This is a genomic window from Streptomyces sp. PR69, from assembly GCF_026420845.1.
Taxonomy (GTDB): Bacteria; Actinomycetota; Actinomycetes; order Streptomycetales; family Streptomycetaceae; genus Streptomyces.
The window spans coordinates 112,248-127,171 of sequence record NZ_JAOWCB010000017.1 but is presented as its reverse complement, the minus strand read 5'-3'; the positions used below and the strand labels follow the sequence as shown (position 1 = coordinate 127,171).

General features: G+C 70.4%; 12 protein-coding genes and 5 tRNA genes. 14 read left to right on the top strand and 3 right to left on the bottom strand.

From position 1 onward, the window contains the following. Positions 1 to 7: 7 nt before the first annotated feature. On the bottom strand, positions 8 to 3,817 hold the full coding sequence (locus OF819_RS18365; RefSeq protein WP_267244645.1) for a nitrate- and nitrite sensing domain-containing protein: 3,810 nt from the start codon (positions 3,815 to 3,817) through the stop codon (positions 8 to 10). Between the two features lie 581 nt (positions 3,818 to 4,398). On the opposite strand from OF819_RS18365, the gene OF819_RS18360 reads away from it, so the two are divergent. The 9 genes from OF819_RS18360 (at position 4,399) to OF819_RS18320 (ending at position 8,556) form a co-directional block, all read left to right on the top strand. After that, positions 4,399 to 4,572, top strand: coding sequence for a hypothetical protein (locus tag OF819_RS18360; RefSeq protein WP_267244644.1), 174 nt, complete (start codon positions 4,399 to 4,401; stop codon positions 4,570 to 4,572). A 286-nt stretch (positions 4,573 to 4,858) separates the two neighbouring features. Further along, positions 4,859 to 5,653, top strand: a complete 795-nt coding sequence (locus OF819_RS18355) for a fumarylacetoacetate hydrolase family protein (RefSeq protein WP_267244643.1) — start codon at positions 4,859 to 4,861, stop codon at positions 5,651 to 5,653. After that, the gene (gene gltX / locus OF819_RS18350) at positions 5,646 to 7,121 is read left to right on the top strand and encodes a glutamate--tRNA ligase (RefSeq protein ID WP_267244642.1); all 1,476 of its coding nucleotides are present in this window, start codon (positions 5,646 to 5,648) and stop codon (positions 7,119 to 7,121) included. The genes OF819_RS18355 and gltX overlap by 8 nt, the downstream gene beginning before the upstream one ends. Before the next feature lie 140 nt (positions 7,122 to 7,261). Further along, positions 7,262 to 7,984: an HAD family hydrolase gene (locus tag OF819_RS18345; RefSeq protein ID WP_267244641.1), complete on the top strand. Its 723-nt coding sequence runs from the start codon at positions 7,262 to 7,264 to the stop codon at positions 7,982 to 7,984. 86 nt (positions 7,985 to 8,070) lie between these two features. Then, positions 8,071 to 8,142 (top strand) — tRNA-Gln (locus tag OF819_RS18340). Between the two features lie 21 nt (positions 8,143 to 8,163). Continuing rightward, a tRNA-Glu gene (locus tag OF819_RS18335) sits at positions 8,164 to 8,236 on the top strand. Between the two features lie 63 nt (positions 8,237 to 8,299). Continuing rightward, a tRNA-Glu gene (locus OF819_RS18330) sits at positions 8,300 to 8,375 on the top strand. Positions 8,376 to 8,393: 18 nt separating this feature from the next. Next, positions 8,394 to 8,465, top strand: a tRNA-Gln gene (locus tag OF819_RS18325). Between the two features lie 18 nt (positions 8,466 to 8,483). After that, positions 8,484 to 8,556, top strand: a tRNA-Glu gene (locus OF819_RS18320). Between the two features lie 63 nt (positions 8,557 to 8,619). Here OF819_RS18320 and OF819_RS18315 read toward each other — a convergent pair. Then, entirely contained in the window at positions 8,620 to 9,258 is a 639-nt protein-coding gene (locus tag OF819_RS18315; protein ID WP_267244658.1) for a MerR family transcriptional regulator, read from the bottom strand. Between the two features lie 178 nt (positions 9,259 to 9,436). Between OF819_RS18315 and OF819_RS18310 the strand changes: the two genes are divergently transcribed. After that, a complete protein-coding gene (locus OF819_RS18310) occupies positions 9,437 to 9,904 on the top strand; it encodes a DUF4188 domain-containing protein (protein WP_267244657.1) in 468 nt (155 codons plus the stop codon). A gap of 903 nt (positions 9,905 to 10,807) precedes the next feature. Here OF819_RS18310 and ndgR read toward each other — a convergent pair. Continuing rightward, positions 10,808 to 11,524 (bottom strand): IclR family transcriptional regulator NdgR, encoded by a 717-nt coding sequence (gene ndgR / locus OF819_RS18305; RefSeq protein ID WP_267244640.1) that lies wholly within the window; start codon positions 11,522 to 11,524, stop codon positions 10,808 to 10,810. A gap of 182 nt (positions 11,525 to 11,706) precedes the next feature. Here ndgR and leuC point away from each other — a divergent pair, with 182 nt between their 5' ends. From leuC to OF819_RS18285, 4 genes are all read left to right on the top strand, one after another. After that, the gene (gene leuC, locus OF819_RS18300; protein WP_267244639.1) at positions 11,707 to 13,140 is read left to right on the top strand and encodes a 3-isopropylmalate dehydratase large subunit; all 1,434 of its coding nucleotides are present in this window, start codon (positions 11,707 to 11,709) and stop codon (positions 13,138 to 13,140) included. Positions 13,141 to 13,145: 5 nt separating this feature from the next. Beyond that, the gene (leuD, locus tag OF819_RS18295; RefSeq protein WP_267244638.1) at positions 13,146 to 13,739 is read left to right on the top strand and encodes a 3-isopropylmalate dehydratase small subunit; all 594 of its coding nucleotides are present in this window, start codon (positions 13,146 to 13,148) and stop codon (positions 13,737 to 13,739) included. Between the two features lie 104 nt (positions 13,740 to 13,843). Further along, on the top strand, positions 13,844 to 14,071 hold the full coding sequence (locus OF819_RS18290) for a hypothetical protein (protein WP_240136798.1): 228 nt from the start codon (positions 13,844 to 13,846) through the stop codon (positions 14,069 to 14,071). A 169-nt stretch (positions 14,072 to 14,240) separates the two neighbouring features. Further along, entirely contained in the window at positions 14,241 to 14,873 is a 633-nt protein-coding gene (locus OF819_RS18285; protein ID WP_267244637.1) for an HU family DNA-binding protein, read from the top strand. Positions 14,874 to 14,924: the final 51 nt, after the last annotated feature.

The window sequence follows — 14,924 nt, the reverse complement described above, 5'->3', positions numbered from 1 at the left end:
CGTTCAACTAGCGCTCCTGCTGGTGTGTGGGGCCGAGGTTGCCGAGGTCGAAGCTGCCGGTCGTCGAGTTCTGCTGCCGGCCCTGCTGGATGCCGCGGCGCAGATTGGTGAGCCGGCCGCGCACATCGTCGGGCGCGCGCGAGACCTGCGGACCGCTCTGGTGGGCCTGCTCCTGTGCGGTGCCCGGCACCAGATTGGCACGCGGGACCCGACGGGGCAGACCGGAGGTGGTGACACCGCCGGAAGCGGGCTTTCTGGCCCGCTCGGCCTGGCGCACCAGATCGTCGTTGGGGGAGGAACGCCACGCCGGGGCGGCCGGGTCGGCCTGGGGCGAGGTGTTCGACGAGCCGGTGCCGTTCGGCGCGTAGTCCGGGGTCGCCGGGGGCTGCGCCGGGGTGCGCTGGGGAGCCTGCGGCCGCTCACTGGTCGAGCGGTCCGGCTGCTGGGGCACGGACGGCGCCGCCGGGGCCGCCGGGGCCTGCGGCTGCTGACCGCCCTGCCCGTCGCGGCCGCCGCGGAACCAGTCCGTCTCCAGAGTGTCGTACAGCGGGGTACGGCCGTCCCCGGGGTCGGAGGCAGGCGGCAGCGCCTCCGGCTGGCGCGGCGCGGGCGCGGGGGCCTGCGGCTGCTGCTGCGCGCCCATGTCCGGACGGGCGAACTGGGCCGTGCCGGCCGGGTCCTGAGCGCCGCCGTACACATCGGGTCGGGTGAACTCGCCAGTGGAGCCGTTCGCCTCGGCGCCGGTCCGGGTGTCCGCTCCCTCGCGGGGCGCGGGCGCGCCGAAGCCGGATCCGTCGAATCCGGGGCGCGCGAACTCGGCCGTCGAGCCGGGGCCGCGTGTGCCGTCGTGGTCCTCGTGGCCGCGCGGCGAGTCCTGCCCCGCCGGGCGCTGCGGGCGTACGGGCGGCGGCTGCTCGCTGCCCCAGCTCGCGGCCTGCGGGCGCGGGGAGCGGGGTGCGCCGCCGCCTGCGTTGCCGCCGGGGAGTTCGGCGCGCGGGCCGCTGGGGGCGGGAAGCTGCCGTCCCTGGTCGCCGGAGGCGCGGGCCTCGTCGCGGGCGGGGGCGTTCTGCGCGCCGCGGCCGGCTCCGGAGCCGAACGCGCCGCTCAGACCGCGGCCGCCGTCCCGGCCCTGACGGCCGAAGGAGTCCTGGCCGTAGCCGCCCTGGCTGCCCTGACCGCCGTGACCGCCCTGGCTCCCCTGCGGGGTGCGGCCGCCGGACGCGAAGAAGTCCTGTCCGGAGCCCGGCTGTGACTGCGGCCCTGACGGCTGCCGGCCCTGGCCTTGCCCCTGCTGCTGGCCCTGTGCCTGCCGGGCCTGCGGCTGGAGACCGCCGGAGGCGAAACCGCTCCCCTGGGAGGGGCCGCCCTGGCCACCCTGCGGGCCACCCGGCTGGCCGCCCCGGGGCGCGCCGTCACGTCCGGGCAGGGCCGCGCGCGGGGCCGAGCCCGCGCCGAGGCGTCCGCCCGCACCCGCACCGGCGCCCGCGAGACCCTTCCCGGCGCCGCCGGAGCCTCCGGAGCCGCCGGACGGACCGCCGCCGAGGCCGGGCCGGCTGCCGCCCGCCGACGCGGCAGGCGCGCCGGGGCCGCCCTTGCCGCCGCCCGTACCGGGCTTGCCGCCGGGCTTCTTGCCGCCGTGGGCGACATCGACGGGGAGCATGACCAGCGCGGTCGTGCCGCCAGAGTCGGAGGGACGGAGCTGGATGCGGATGCCGTGCCGCAGGGACAGCCGGCCGACCACGAACAGACCCATGCGGCGGGAGACCGACACATCCACGGTGGGCGGCGACGCCAGCCGCTCGTTGATCGCGGCGAGGTCCTCGGGGGAGAGGCCGATGCCGGTGTCGTGGATCTCGACGAGCACCCGCCCGTCGGGCAGCGCATGACCGGTGACCTTGACCTTGGTCTGCGGCGAGGAGAACGACGTCGCGTTCTCCAGCAGCTCGGCGAGCAGGTGGACGAGGTCGTTGACGACCCGGCCCGCGACTTCGGTCGCCGGGACCGACGCCAGCTCGATGCGCTCGTACTGCTCCACCTCGGAGGCCGCGGCGCGGAGCACGTCGACCAGCGGGACGGGGCGCGTCCAGCGGCGGCCGGGCTCTTCACCGGCCAGAACGAGAAGGTTCTCGCCGTTACGGCGCATACGGGTCGCGAGGTGGTCCAGCTTGAACAGGGACGACAGCTGGTCCGGGTCGGCCTCGCGGGACTCCAGCTCGGAGATCAGCGAGAGCTGACGCTGAATCAGACCCTGGCTCCGGCGGGAGAGGTTGGTAAACATCGCGTTGACGTTGCCCCGCAGCAGGGCCTGCTCGGCGGCGAGGCGGACCGCCTCGCGGTGCACGTCGTCGAAGGCCGCGGCCACCTGGCCGATCTCGTCACGGGAATGCACGCCGACGGACTCCACGGAGGTGTCCACGTCCTGCGGGTCCGCCTCCGAGAGCTGCTTGACCAGCTCGGGCAGCCGGTCCTGGGCGACCCTGGTGGCCGTGTCCTGCAGCCTGCGCAGCGAGCGGATCATGGACCGGGCGACGACGAACGCGCCGACGAGGGAGACGCCGAGGACGACGAGGATCAGCGCACCGTTGATGATCGCTTCCTGCTGCGACTCCTCGCGCAGCTCACGCGCCTTGGCCTCCATCTGGCCGAGCAGCGTCGCCTCGATGGTCCGCATGGCGTTGATGCGGACCGAGTAGTCGTCGGTCCAGTCCAGGTGCGAACGCTTCTTCTGGTTCTGCTGCTTCAGCAGACCGTTCCGGTTGTCCAGCACACGCTTGGCGTACAGCTCGGACGCGGTGATGGTGGGGTTGCCGCTGTCCAGGGTCGCGGTCAGCTCCTCGGCATTGCCGCCGACCGACTCATAGATGGACTTGAACGCCTTGAGCTGGGTGTCGCCGTTTTCGAGAGCCGCCTTGCCGTAGAGACGGTCGTTCTCGCTCAGACCCGGTCCGTTGGAGTCATCGCCCGCCGGGAGGGCGGCGGCGATGATGGCGCGCTGGATGGACGCGTACTCCTTGGCGGCGGAGAAGGCAGCCAGCGCACGCGTCCGCTTGATCATGTCCGGGTTGGAGGTGGCCTGCGCCATGTCCTGCGAGAGGCTCAGCAGCGATTCGATCAGCCGGCTGTAGCTCTCCACCGTCATCGACGGCGGGGTGTCGTCCGTGTACGCGGTCTGGCGGATCTTCTCAAGACCGCGGACCTGGACGGCGATCTGGTTGGCGTTGGCGCGGATGGCCTCCAGCGCCGCGTCGTCGCCCGCGTTGGGGATGTCGCGGGTGGCGTCGAGGAAGCTCTTCTTGGCGCGGTCGGTCGCGGTGCGCGGACCGGTGACCTTGAAGTCATTGGGGTTGGACCCGTTGGCGAGGGGACCGGCCGACAGGTCACGCTCCGTCTGGAGCGCCTGGGCGAGCTGGGTCGCCTCCTTGGTCATGGTGGTGAGCAGCTGCATATGGTCCAGCTGCTTCATGTCCTCCATGGACTCATTGATACGGAGTCCGCCCAGCGTGGTCGCCGCGACGACCGGCAGGGTGAGCAGGGACACCAGACGGGTGCTGATGCGCCAGTTGCGCAGGGCTATTCGTGAGCCGGTATCCGAGGGCCGCTTTGGAGCGGACGCCGCATCGGACGCGTCTCCCTGCGGCCCCTGGGAACCCTGAGACGCCGGTGCTCCGGGGCGCGCGGCGCGCTCGCCGCCGTCGCCGGGCGCTGACTGACCCTGGCTCTGGGGGTGCTGGGGCGTGGTGCCGCGGTCGGCACCGCCGCGCGGCTCCTGTTCCGCCGCAGCGTCTCCTCGGCTCTGGCGGGCCTGGGGGGACCCCATGCCATCCCTCTTGAAACGTCCCTGCACTAGCGTCGCAACCTCTGGACCAGGCGTCCCCCCGCGTGTACGGCGGGACGGTGTCGGCGTCGTGGGGCGACGGTGCGCGCCCCAATCGGTGGTCGTGAGTGACCGGCGCAGCCCCCCCTTTCCCGCCGCCGCTCGGCGCTGCGTTGCGCCTCTTGCGCGCCGATCTGAGACCTGCGGCGGTGCGTGGAATTCCAGCACAGTGCCGGATCTCCAACAAGAGCCGGGGACCCCTCTGTGACCTGAGTGACACGATGTGATTGTTATGTCACAAGGCGTGTAAATCGTTCACGGGCGAAAGCGGACTTTTCCCCGCGAGCCGTCAGGGTGCGAGGGGTGTCCCAGTCGGCATGATCAGGAGCGGAATGCTGACTTCGGTGGCGCAATGTCCGATTCGCCAATGAAGATCCAGTGTCTGAATTGCCAGGATCGCCCATCAATTCGTGAGCAAACTCACACGTAGATCGCCGTCACTTCCAGGTAATGGGGGGCAACCGGATGTTTAGCCTGGTGCCGCTTTACGATTGCCCGCTCTCTGTAAAGGCCCGATACCGCAAATGAAGACGACGATGATGTTCCGCAACATAGCCAACCCCCGTCGCACCACCCTCGCGCATCTCACGGACGTGGAGGAGCTGCCGACGCCGGAGCAGCCGGAGCACCCGCTCGATCTTCCCACCCAGACGGCCAACCCCCGCCGCACAGTCCTCATGGAAGCCCCCGCTAATTGACTGTGGCTCGGTTCGCCTCCGGGGCGCTTTAGCGTCTGTCGACGGTCGATCATGCTCGGTCCCTCGTTCCTCGGGACCTGCGCGTGTTCTCCCTTTCGACACCCGCGCGCCCCTTCGGCTCACTCGCCCTTGGGCGAGTCATGGCTTGTGAGCTGCTGGTCCGGGCGAGCCGCGGTCGTACGGGTGGATGCACAGCACGTTAGCCTGAAGCGTCAGTCTCGAAGCTCGCGCTCAACGCTCCCGTAGGCGCGGGCCGCAGCAGCAAGAAGAGGGGCATCCGCAACCCGTGCGCATCGCCAGGTTCTCCATCGACGGCAATGTCGCCTTCGGTGCGGTCGAGGGCGACGGCACCGGCGACCCGGCCGGTCTCGTCCTCGACATCATCAAGGGCATTCCCTACGCCGACTTCGAGCTCTCCGGCACCAAGGTCCCGCTGAGCAAGGTCCGTCTGCTGCCGCCCGTGCTGCCCAACAAGGTCGTGGCCATCGGCCGCAACTACGCGGAGCACGCGGCGGAGCTGGGCAATGAGGTGCCCGACGTCCCCGTCGCCTTCTTCAAGCCCACCACCTCGGTGATCGGCTCCGGCGACGCCATCGAGTACCCCGCCTTCTCCCAGGAGCTGCACCACGAGGCCGAGCTGGCCGTCGTGATCGGCCGGATGTGCCGCGATGTGCCGCGCGAGCGGGTCAAGGACGTGATCTTCGGCTTCACCTGCGCCAACGACGTCACCGCGCGCGACGTCCAGAAGCGCGAGAAGCAGTGGGCCAGGGCCAAGGGCTTTGACACCTCCTGCCCGCTCGGCCCCTGGGTGGAGACCGGCATCGACCTGGCCGCCGCGCATGACCTCACCATCCAGTGCACGGTCAACGGCGAACAGCGCCAGCTGGGTCGTACGAGCGACATGATCCGCTCCATCGAGGACCTGGTCGTCCATCTCACCGAGGCCATGACGCTGCTCCCGGGAGACGTCATCCTCACCGGCACCCCCGCCGGGGTCGGCCCCCTCAACGTCGGCGACGAGGTCGCCGTCACCATCGAAGGCATCGGCACTCTCACCAATAAGGTGATCAAGCGTGGCTAACGCGAACGTCCGCGTACGTTTCTGTCCCTCGCCGACCGGCAACCCCCATGTGGGCCTGGTCCGCACTGCCCTGTTCAACTGGGCGTTCGCCCGGCATCACGGCGGGACCATGGTGTTCCGCATCGAGGACACCGACGCGGCGCGCGACTCGGAGGAGTCCTACCAGCAGCTCCTGGACTCGCTGCGCTGGCTGGGCCTGGACTGGGACGAGGGCCCCGAGGTCGGCGGACCGCACGCGCCCTACCGGCAGTCGCAGCGGATGGACATCTACCGGAACATCGCGCAGAAGCTGCTGGACGGCGGCTACGCCTACCCCTGCTACTGCACCGCCGAGGAGCTCGACGCCCGCCGCGAGCTGGCCCGCCGCGAGGGCCGCCCGTCCGGCTACGACGGCCAGTGCCGCACGGTGACGGCCGAGCAGAAGGCGGTGTACGAGGCCGAGGGCCGCGAGCCGATCATCCGCTTCCGGATGCCCGACGAGCCGATCACCTTCACCGACCTGGTCCGCGGCGAGCTGACGTTCACCCCGGAGAACGTGCCCGACTACGGCATCGTCCGCGCGACCGGCGCCCCGCTCTACACGCTGGTCAATCCCGTCGACGACGCGCTGATGGAGATCACCCATGTGCTGCGCGGCGAGGACCTGCTGTCGTCCACCCCGCGGCAGATCGCGCTCTACAAGGCGCTGATCGAGCTGGGGATCGCCAAGGAGATCCCCGCCTTCGGCCACCTCCCGTACGTCATGGGCGAGGGCAACAAGAAGCTCTCCAAGCGCGATCCGCAGTCCTCGCTCAACCTCTACCGCGAGCGCGGCTTCCTGCCGGAGGGCCTGCTCAACTACCTCTCCCTGCTCGGCTGGTCCTTCTCCGCCGACCAGGATGTCTTCTCCGTCGCCGAGCTGATCGAGAAGTTCGACGTCAAGGACGTCAACGCCAATCCGGCCCGCTTTGACATCAAGAAGGCCGAGGCGATCAACGCGGACCACATCCGCCGCCTGGATGAGAAGGCCTTCATCGAGGCCTGCGAGCCCTGGCTGAAGGCCCCGTACGCAAACTGGGCCCCCGAGGACTTCGACCGGGCGGCCTGGGAGGCGATCGCCCCGTACGCCCAGACCCGGCTGACCGCCCTGTCGGACATCACGGCCAATGTCGACTTCCTCTTCCTGAAGGAGCCGGTGCAGGACGAGGCGTCCTGGGCCAAGGCGATGAAGGGCGACCCGGCCGCCCTGCTCACGACGGCCCGCGCCAGGCTGGAGGCGGCCGACTGGTCCGGCCCCGACTCGCTCAAGGACGCCGTCCTCAAGGCGGGCGAGGAGCACGGCCTCAAGCTGGGCAAGGCCCAGGCCCCGGTCCGCGTCGCGGTCACCGGCCGCACGGTGGGCCTGCCGCTCTTCGAGTCCCTCCAGATCCTTGGCAAGGACCGCACCCTGGCCCGGATCGACGCGGCCCTGGCCAAGCTGGCCGCCTGATCCGCGGCCCGCACGTACAGCCGCCCGGCTCGTAGAGTCACCCAGTCACCCGCTCCTGCGAAGGGCCCGGAAGCCGTCATGGCTCCGGGCCCTTCGCCGTTCCCGCCGCGTATGGCGCGTACCGGCGGTACGGTCGCGCTATGGCCATCCGCGGGGTTCTCTGGGACATCGACGACACGATCTTCGACTATGCGAGTGCCGACCGGGCGGGCATGGAGCGGCACCTCGCGGCCGAGGGGCTGGCCGGGGAGTACGGCTGTGTGGAGGAGGCGCTCACCCGGTGGCGGGAGGCCACGACCCTGCACTGGAGGCGCTTCGAGGCCGGCGGCATCGGCTTCGAGGAGCAGCGCAGGGACCGGGTCCGGGACTTCCTCGGGGCGCAGGGGATGAGCGACGCCGAGGCCGACGGCTGGTTCGGACGGTACGTCGCGCACTACGAGGCCGCCTGGGCGCTGTTTCCGGACGCCCTGCCGGCGCTCCAGACGCTGGCGGGGGAGTTCCGGCAGGGGGTCCTGTCCAACTCCTCCGTGCACAACCAGCAGCGCAAGCTGGCCGTGCTGGGGGTGAGCGAGTGGTTCGAGGCCGTCGTGTGCGCGGCGGAGCTGGGCGTGGCCAAGCCCGCCCCTGAGGCCTTCCACGCCGCCTGTGAGCTGCTGGGGCTGCCCCCGGAGGATGTCGCCTACGTCGGCGACCAGCCGGACATCGACGCCGGCGGGGCGGCCGCGGCCGGTCTCACCGGCATCTGGCTGGACCGCACCGGTCTCGGCGGGCGCCCGGAGCTGATCAGGATCACGGGTCTCGACGAGCTGCCCGGCCTGTTGCGGGCGGATACCCGTTTTGGAGCGCCGTCCACCTTCGGGTAATGTTCTTCCTGCGCCGCCCGAGAGGGCCGAGAGGCCCGGCGGGAAGCGTAAACCAAACAAAATCCCCACCGGGGGTTGAGTTTTGGTGGCCTATGGTGTAATTGGCAGCACGACTGATTCTGGTTCAGTTAGTCTTGGTTCGAGTCCAGGTAGGCCAGCTCGCAGAGCTCATCTGCAAAGCCCCCGTTGTGTAGCGGCCTAGCACGCTGCCCTCTCAAGGCAGTAGCGCCGGTTCGAATCCGGTCGGGGGTACAGATCCTTCCCGTGTGATCATCTGGGTCGCTCCCGATGGTCCCTCGACGCAGGATCACCAGGGCCCCCGTTGTGTAGCGGCCTAGCACGCCGCCCTCTCAAGGCGGTAGCGCCGGTTCGAATCCGGTCGGGGGTACCAACTGGTCTAGACCACCAGTGGCCTATGGTGTAATTGGCAGCACGACTGATTCTGGTTCAGTTAGTCTTGGTTCGAGTCCAGGTAGGCCAGCGGATCTTCCGAGATCTTGCCCCCGTTGTGTAGCGGCCTAGCACGCCGCCCTCTCAAGGCGGTAGCGCCGGTTCGAATCCGGTCGGGGGTACGCGATGAAGAAGGCCCTCCCCTTAAGGGGAGGGCCTTCTCGCGTCCTCACCGGTTCGCCTGCTCACCCGAAGCGGCGATGCGACTCCTCCGCCTCCGCCATCCTGCGCAGGCTGAGCAGTACCGGCTCATACAGCACCGTGAGCGCCACCGCCGCCTCCACCTGCTCCTCCCGGCGCTCGTACTCCTCGACCAAATCAAGGTCCGCGACCGAGAGTTGGGCGGCGCTGCGGGCGTACGGCAGCAGATGCGCGGTGTCGCAGGGATAGCCGAGCCGGCGCAGCGCGGCGACGGCGGCCACCAGCATCCGGTACGCGGGTGACTCGTCGCCCGCCTCGCGGCCGAAGTCCCAGCCGACGCGCTCCAGCAGCTCGGCCACGGTCCCGCGGGCGGTGACGGCGGCGGGGTCGTCCTCCTCGGGCTCCGGCCCGTGCGGCAGGGCCCAGACCGCGGCGCCCAGACGCCTGTGGTGGTCGAGCGCGTCATCGCCGAGGGCGGCGAGCACCTCGCGGGCCGTGGCCACCGGCATCCGCCCCACCTGGATCAGCGCCCGCACCAGCCGCAGCCTGCGCAGATGCTCCTCGCCGTACGCCGCCTTGGTCGCGCTGATCCGCCGGCCCGGCGGGAGGAGGCCCTCGCGCAGGTAGTACTTGATCGTCGCCGCGGAGACCCCGCTGCGTTCGCTCAGCTCCGCGAGTTTCATCACGCCCTTGCGCCCCTTCTTGGATAGTGCCACTATCTAATCATGGATAGCGACGCTATCCAACACTCTCCGTACTCGCTTCAAGGGGGATCGGGTGATGAGCGGCACCACGCTGAACACGAACGAGCCGGACAGGCCAGATAGGCCGGGCAAGCCGAACAGGCCTGTCGAGGGCCGGATGACCGCCGCATCCCAAGGCGGCGTGACCGTCTTTCTGATCGGCATGCGGATCAACAACTTCCGGGCGCTGCGCAGCTGGTGGCCGGTCTTCATTGCCATGCCGAAGATGATCAGGGAGCTGTCGAAGGAGAAGGAACGCGGCCTGCTGGGCCTCCAGCCGCTGCTCGGCGGTCCCCGGCTGCTGTACCTCGTCCAGTACTGGGAGTCCAAGGAGAAGCTGCTCGCCTACGCCTCCGATCGGGACGGGGAGCACCGGCCCGCGTGGGCGGCGTTCAATCGCCGGGTGCGGGAGGGGCGGGGGAAGGTGGGCTTCTGGCACGAGACGTATGCCGTGCCGGCCGGCTCCTATGAGTCGATCTACGTGAATATGCCGGAGTTCGGCCTGGGCAAGGCGACGGGGGTGGTTCCGGTCGGCCGCCGGGGCGAGCGGGCGGCGGATCGCCTCGCGGCGGGGTCGGCCGGCTGAGCGCGGTAACTGGGGCTCCGCCCCAGACCCCGCTTTCCGGGGGCTCCGCCCCCGAACCCCCGCGCCTCAATCTCCCCCAGCTGCCGCTGGGGGTGCCCCCAGGCGGGGCTGGATGTCTGGCTCCTGCGCCTCAATCGCCGGCGGGGCTGGGTTTCTGGTCCCCGTGCTCCGGGTGTCGGCGGGGCTGGATATCTGGTTCTTGCGCCTCAAGCGCGCCGACGGGGCTGGATTGTGCAGCCCCTTGCGCCTCAATCGCCGGCGGGGCTTGAAGTGCGCCTCAAGCGTCGGCGGGGCTGGGTTTCTGGCCCCCGTGCTCCGGGTGTTGGCGGGGCTGGATGTCTGGCCTCTGTGATTCACGCGGCGGCAGGGCTGGATTGTGTAGCCCCTCGCGGTTTGGGCGTTGGCGGGGCTGGGTTTCCGGCTCCTGGGCCTCATGGGTCGGCGAGGCTGAAGGCCTCCAGCCCGTTGGGGGTGCCTCGCGGGGGCCACCCCGAGGGCACCTCCGTGGGGTACCCCTGAGGGCGCCTCCGTGGGGGTACCCCTGGGGGCGCCTCCGTGGGGGTACCCCCGGACGGAGTCTGGGGGAGGTAGCTGGGGGGTGCGGACACGGCCTTCAGGCCGTACAGGGGGCGGCGGCGCGAAGCTGCCGCCCGCCAGGGGGTGCGGGGCGCGAGCCCCGCAGTCCCTCCCCCCGAAGGGGGGCTGGGGGCGGAGCCCCCAGTTTCGGGAAGTGGGGGTCCCCCCACGCCCCCAGGGCGTAGGGGGAGGGGCAGGGGAGAGACCGACCGGCGGCGCGGCCGGCCCCACGGCTGGGCCCGTTCCGGCAGGCGGCGGCGTTGACGCCCGCCCGGCAAGGCCCGCACGCGGCCCGGGGTGCGGCCCGGCGCCCGTACGCTTGGCGCGTCAGCTCGCGCGGCGCAGCGCCTCCGAGAGCCGCGCCGCCGCGTCGATGACCGCCTGCGCGTGCATCCGCCCCGGATGCCGCGTCAGCCGCTCGATCGGCCCGGAGACCGACACCGCGGCCACGACGCGGTTCGACGGCCCCCGTACGGGCGCGGACACCGACGCCACGCCCGGCTCCCGCTCGCCGATCGACTGGGCCCAGCCCCGGCGCCGTACGCCTGAGAGCGCCGTCGCCGTGAAGCGCGCGCCCTGCAGCCCCCGGTGCAGCCGCTCGGGCTCCTCCCAGGCCATGAGGATCTGCGCGGACGAGCCCGCCTTCATGGTCAGTGTGGAGCCGACCGGGACGGTGTCCCGCAGTCCGGACAGCCGCTCGGCCGCGGCGACGCAGATGCGCATGTCTCCCTGCCGGCGGTAGAGCTGCGCGCTCTCGCCGGTGACATCGCGCAGATGGGTCAGCACAGGGCCGGCCGTGGCCAGCAGCCGGTCCTCGCCCGCCGCCGCGGCGAGCTCCGCCAGCCGCGGGCCCAGGATGAACCGGCCCTGCATGTCACGCGCCACCATCCGGTGGTGCTCCAGAGCCACGGCCAGGCGGTGTGCCGTGGGTCGTGCCAGTCCGGTCGCCCCGACCAGACCCGCGAGGGTGGCCGGACCGGACTCCAGGGCGCTCAAGACCAGTGCCGCCTTGTCGAGAACGCCGACGCCGCTAGAGTTGTCCATGCAACGATACTCGCGTCTCACTCTGTGAAACGCAAGTTCAATATTCCGGGGAACTTGCGAACCTGGATGGCACAGCCGCCCGCGCACCGACGGGACGGCGGCCGGTGCCCGCGTGGGGCGCGTTCATCGGCGTACACATCTCTAGGAGCGCCGGGCGAACAACGCCGGCCGGAGGGAAAGCGATGGGTAGGACACTCGCGGAGAAGGTCTGGGACGACCATGTCGTCCGGCGCGCCGAGGGCGAGCCCGACCTGCTCTTCATCGATCTGCACCTGCTGCACGAGGTGACCAGCCCCCAGGCCTTCGATGGCCTGCGCAAGAGCGGCCGGCAGGTGCGGCGGCTCGATCTGACCATCGCCACCGAGGACCACAACACCCCCACCCTCGACATCGACAAGCCCATCGCCGACCCGGTCTCGCGCGCCCAGCTGGAGACGCTGCGCAAGAACTGCGCGGAGTTCGGGGTGCGGCTGCACCCGCTGGGCGACGTCGAGCAGGGCGTCGTCCATGTCGTGGGACCGCAGCTGGGCCTGACCCAGCCCGGCACCACCGTGGTCTGCGGCGACTCGCACACCTCCACGCACGGCGCGTTCGGCGCGCTGGCCTTCGGCATCGGCACCTCCCAGGTGGAGCATGTGCTGGCCACCCAGACGCTGCCGATGGCCCGTCCCAAGACCATGGCCATCACCGTCGAGGGCGAGCTGCCCGACGGCGTCACCGCCAAGGACCTGATCCTGGCGATCATCGCGAAGATCGGCACCGGTGGCGGCCAGGGCTACATCATCGAGTACCGCGGCTCGGCCATCGAGAAGCTCTCGATGGAGGCCCGGATGACCATCTGCAATATGTCGATCGAGGCCGGCGCGCGGGCGGGGATGATCGCCCCCGACCAGACCACGTTCGACTACCTCCAGGGCCGCGACCACGCCCCCCGGGGCGCGGACTGGGACGCGGCCGTCGCGTACTGGAAGACGCTGCGCACGGACGACGACGCCGTCTTCGACGCCGAGGTGTTCATCGACGCCGCCGAGCTGGCCCCGTTCGTCACCTGGGGCACCAACCCCGGACAGGGCGCGCCGCTGTCCGCCTCGGTCCCCGACCCCGCTTCGTACGAGGACGCTTCGGAGCGGCTCGCCGCCGAAAAGGCCCTGGAGTACATGGGATTGACCGCGGGGCAGCCGCTGCGCGACATCAAGGTTGACACCGTCTTCGTAGGCTCGTGCACCAACGGCCGCATCGAGGACCTGCGGGCGGCCGCCTCGCTGCTGCAGGGCCGCAAAGTCGCCGACGGGGTACGGATGCTGGTCGTGCCCGGCTCCGTGCGGGTCGCGCTGCAGGCGGTCGAGGAGGGCCTGGACAGGGTCTTCACCGAGGCCGGGGCCGAATGGCGGCACGCGGGCTGTTCGATGTGCCTGGGCATGAACCCCGACCAACTGGCCCCCGGCGAGCGCTCCGCCTCCACCTCCAACCGCAACTTCGAAGGCCGGCAGGGCAAGGGCGGACGCACCCATCTGGTCTCCCCGCAGGTCGCCGCCGCCACCGCCGTGCTGGGCCATCTGGCCTCGCCCGCCGATCTGACCGACAACGCCGCCACCCGCACGCCTGCTGGAGTCTGAGGACCATGGAAGCCTTTACCGCACACACCGGCCGGGCGGTGCCGCTGCGCCGCAGCAATGTCGACACCGACCAGATCATCCCCGCCCACTGGCTGAAGAAGGTCACCCGCGACGGCTTCGAGGACGGGCTGTTCGAGGCCTGGCGCAAGGACCCGGAGTTTGTGCTCAATCGCCCCGAGCGGCAGGGCGCCACCGTGCTGGTCGCCGGACCCGACTTCGGCACCGGCTCCTCGCGTGAGCACGCGGTCTGGGCCCTGCAGAACTACGGCTTCAAGACGGTGATCTCCTCCCGCTTCGCCGACATCTTCCGCGGCAACTCGCTCAAGAACGGTCTGCTGACCGTGGTTCTGGAGCAGTCCGTCGTGGACCGGCTGTGGGAGCTGACCGAGGCCGACCCGGCGGCGGAGATCACCGTCGACCTGGTCGAGCGGAAGGTGACCGCCGAAGGAGTCATGGCCGATTTCGAGCTTGACGAGAACGCCCGCTGGCGGCTGCTGAACGGGCTGGACGACATCTCCCTCACCCTTCAGAACGAAGCGGACATCGCCGCCTACGAGGCCTCACGGCCGGCCTTCAAACCGCGTACGCTAAAGGCCTGAGCAGCGGTTTTCCCCTACTGCGCCCCCCGCCGCCCGGCGGGGGGCGCAGTCGCTTGTTGAGACCCCGTCGGGCGACAACTCGCCCCAGATGGCACAATCGGTGCATGGAACGCGACAGCCAACTCGAGCTCTACGAGGCCGTCGCCGCCCGGCTGAAAGAAGCGCACACAAGAGTGCGCCAACTGCAAGTCCCGGAGGGCGTAAGGATGGCGCTGTCCCGGAAGCTGCTGGTCGTCACGGCAGCGGCGAAGCACGATCTCCCGGATGCGGCAAGGCGTCTGGACCGCTTGATGAAGGACCTCGACGAGGGCCGATTCCCTGAAGGCGACTGACACCCGGTGCTGTGCCGATATGCGGCTCCGCTGTGTGGCTGCGACGGTCGACTTCGTTGCGGCACTAGGGTGATTAGCCCGTTTCGTGTTTGATTTGCGGTATATATCTGCCTAACGTGCGAAAAAGGCCGAACGCATTCGTTCGGCCAATGTCTCCGAAGGGGAAGACGTGAACAAGGCGCAGCTCGTAGAAGCGATTGCCGACAAGCTCGGCGGCCGCCAGCAGGCGGCGGAGGCCGTTGACGCGGTACTTGACGCGATCGTCCGCGCGGTGGTCGGCGGAGACCGGGTTTCGGTCACCGGCTTCGGCTCGTTCGAGAAGGTCGAGCGTCCGGCCCGTTACGCCCGCAACCCGCAGACAGGTGAGCGTGTGCGGGTCAAGAAGACCTCTGTTCCGCGCTTCCGCGCGGGCCAGGGCTTCAAGGACCTGGTCAGCGGCTCGAAGAAGCTCCCGAAGGGCGGCGAGATCTCCGTCAAGAAGGCTCCCAAGGGCAGCCTGACCGGAGGCAAGGCCACCGTGAAGAAGGCGGCCGCGAAGAAGGCCGCGGTGAAGAAGGCGGCCGCCAAGAAGGCCGTGGCCAAGAAGGCGCCCGCGAAGAAGGCCGCGGCGAAGAAGGCCACGGTCAAGAAGACCGCGGCCAAGAAGGCCACGGTGAAGAAGGCGGCCGCCAAGAAGACCACGGCCAAGAAGGCCGCGGCGAAGAAGGCGCCTGCGAAGAAGGCCACCGCGAAGAAAGCGCCGGCCAAGAAGGCCACCACGCGCAAGGCCACCGCCAAGAAGACGACGGCGCGCAAGAGGTAACCGCCGCGGAATCGGCCGACGGCCGACAGCACGCGACGCGACGCCACGCCC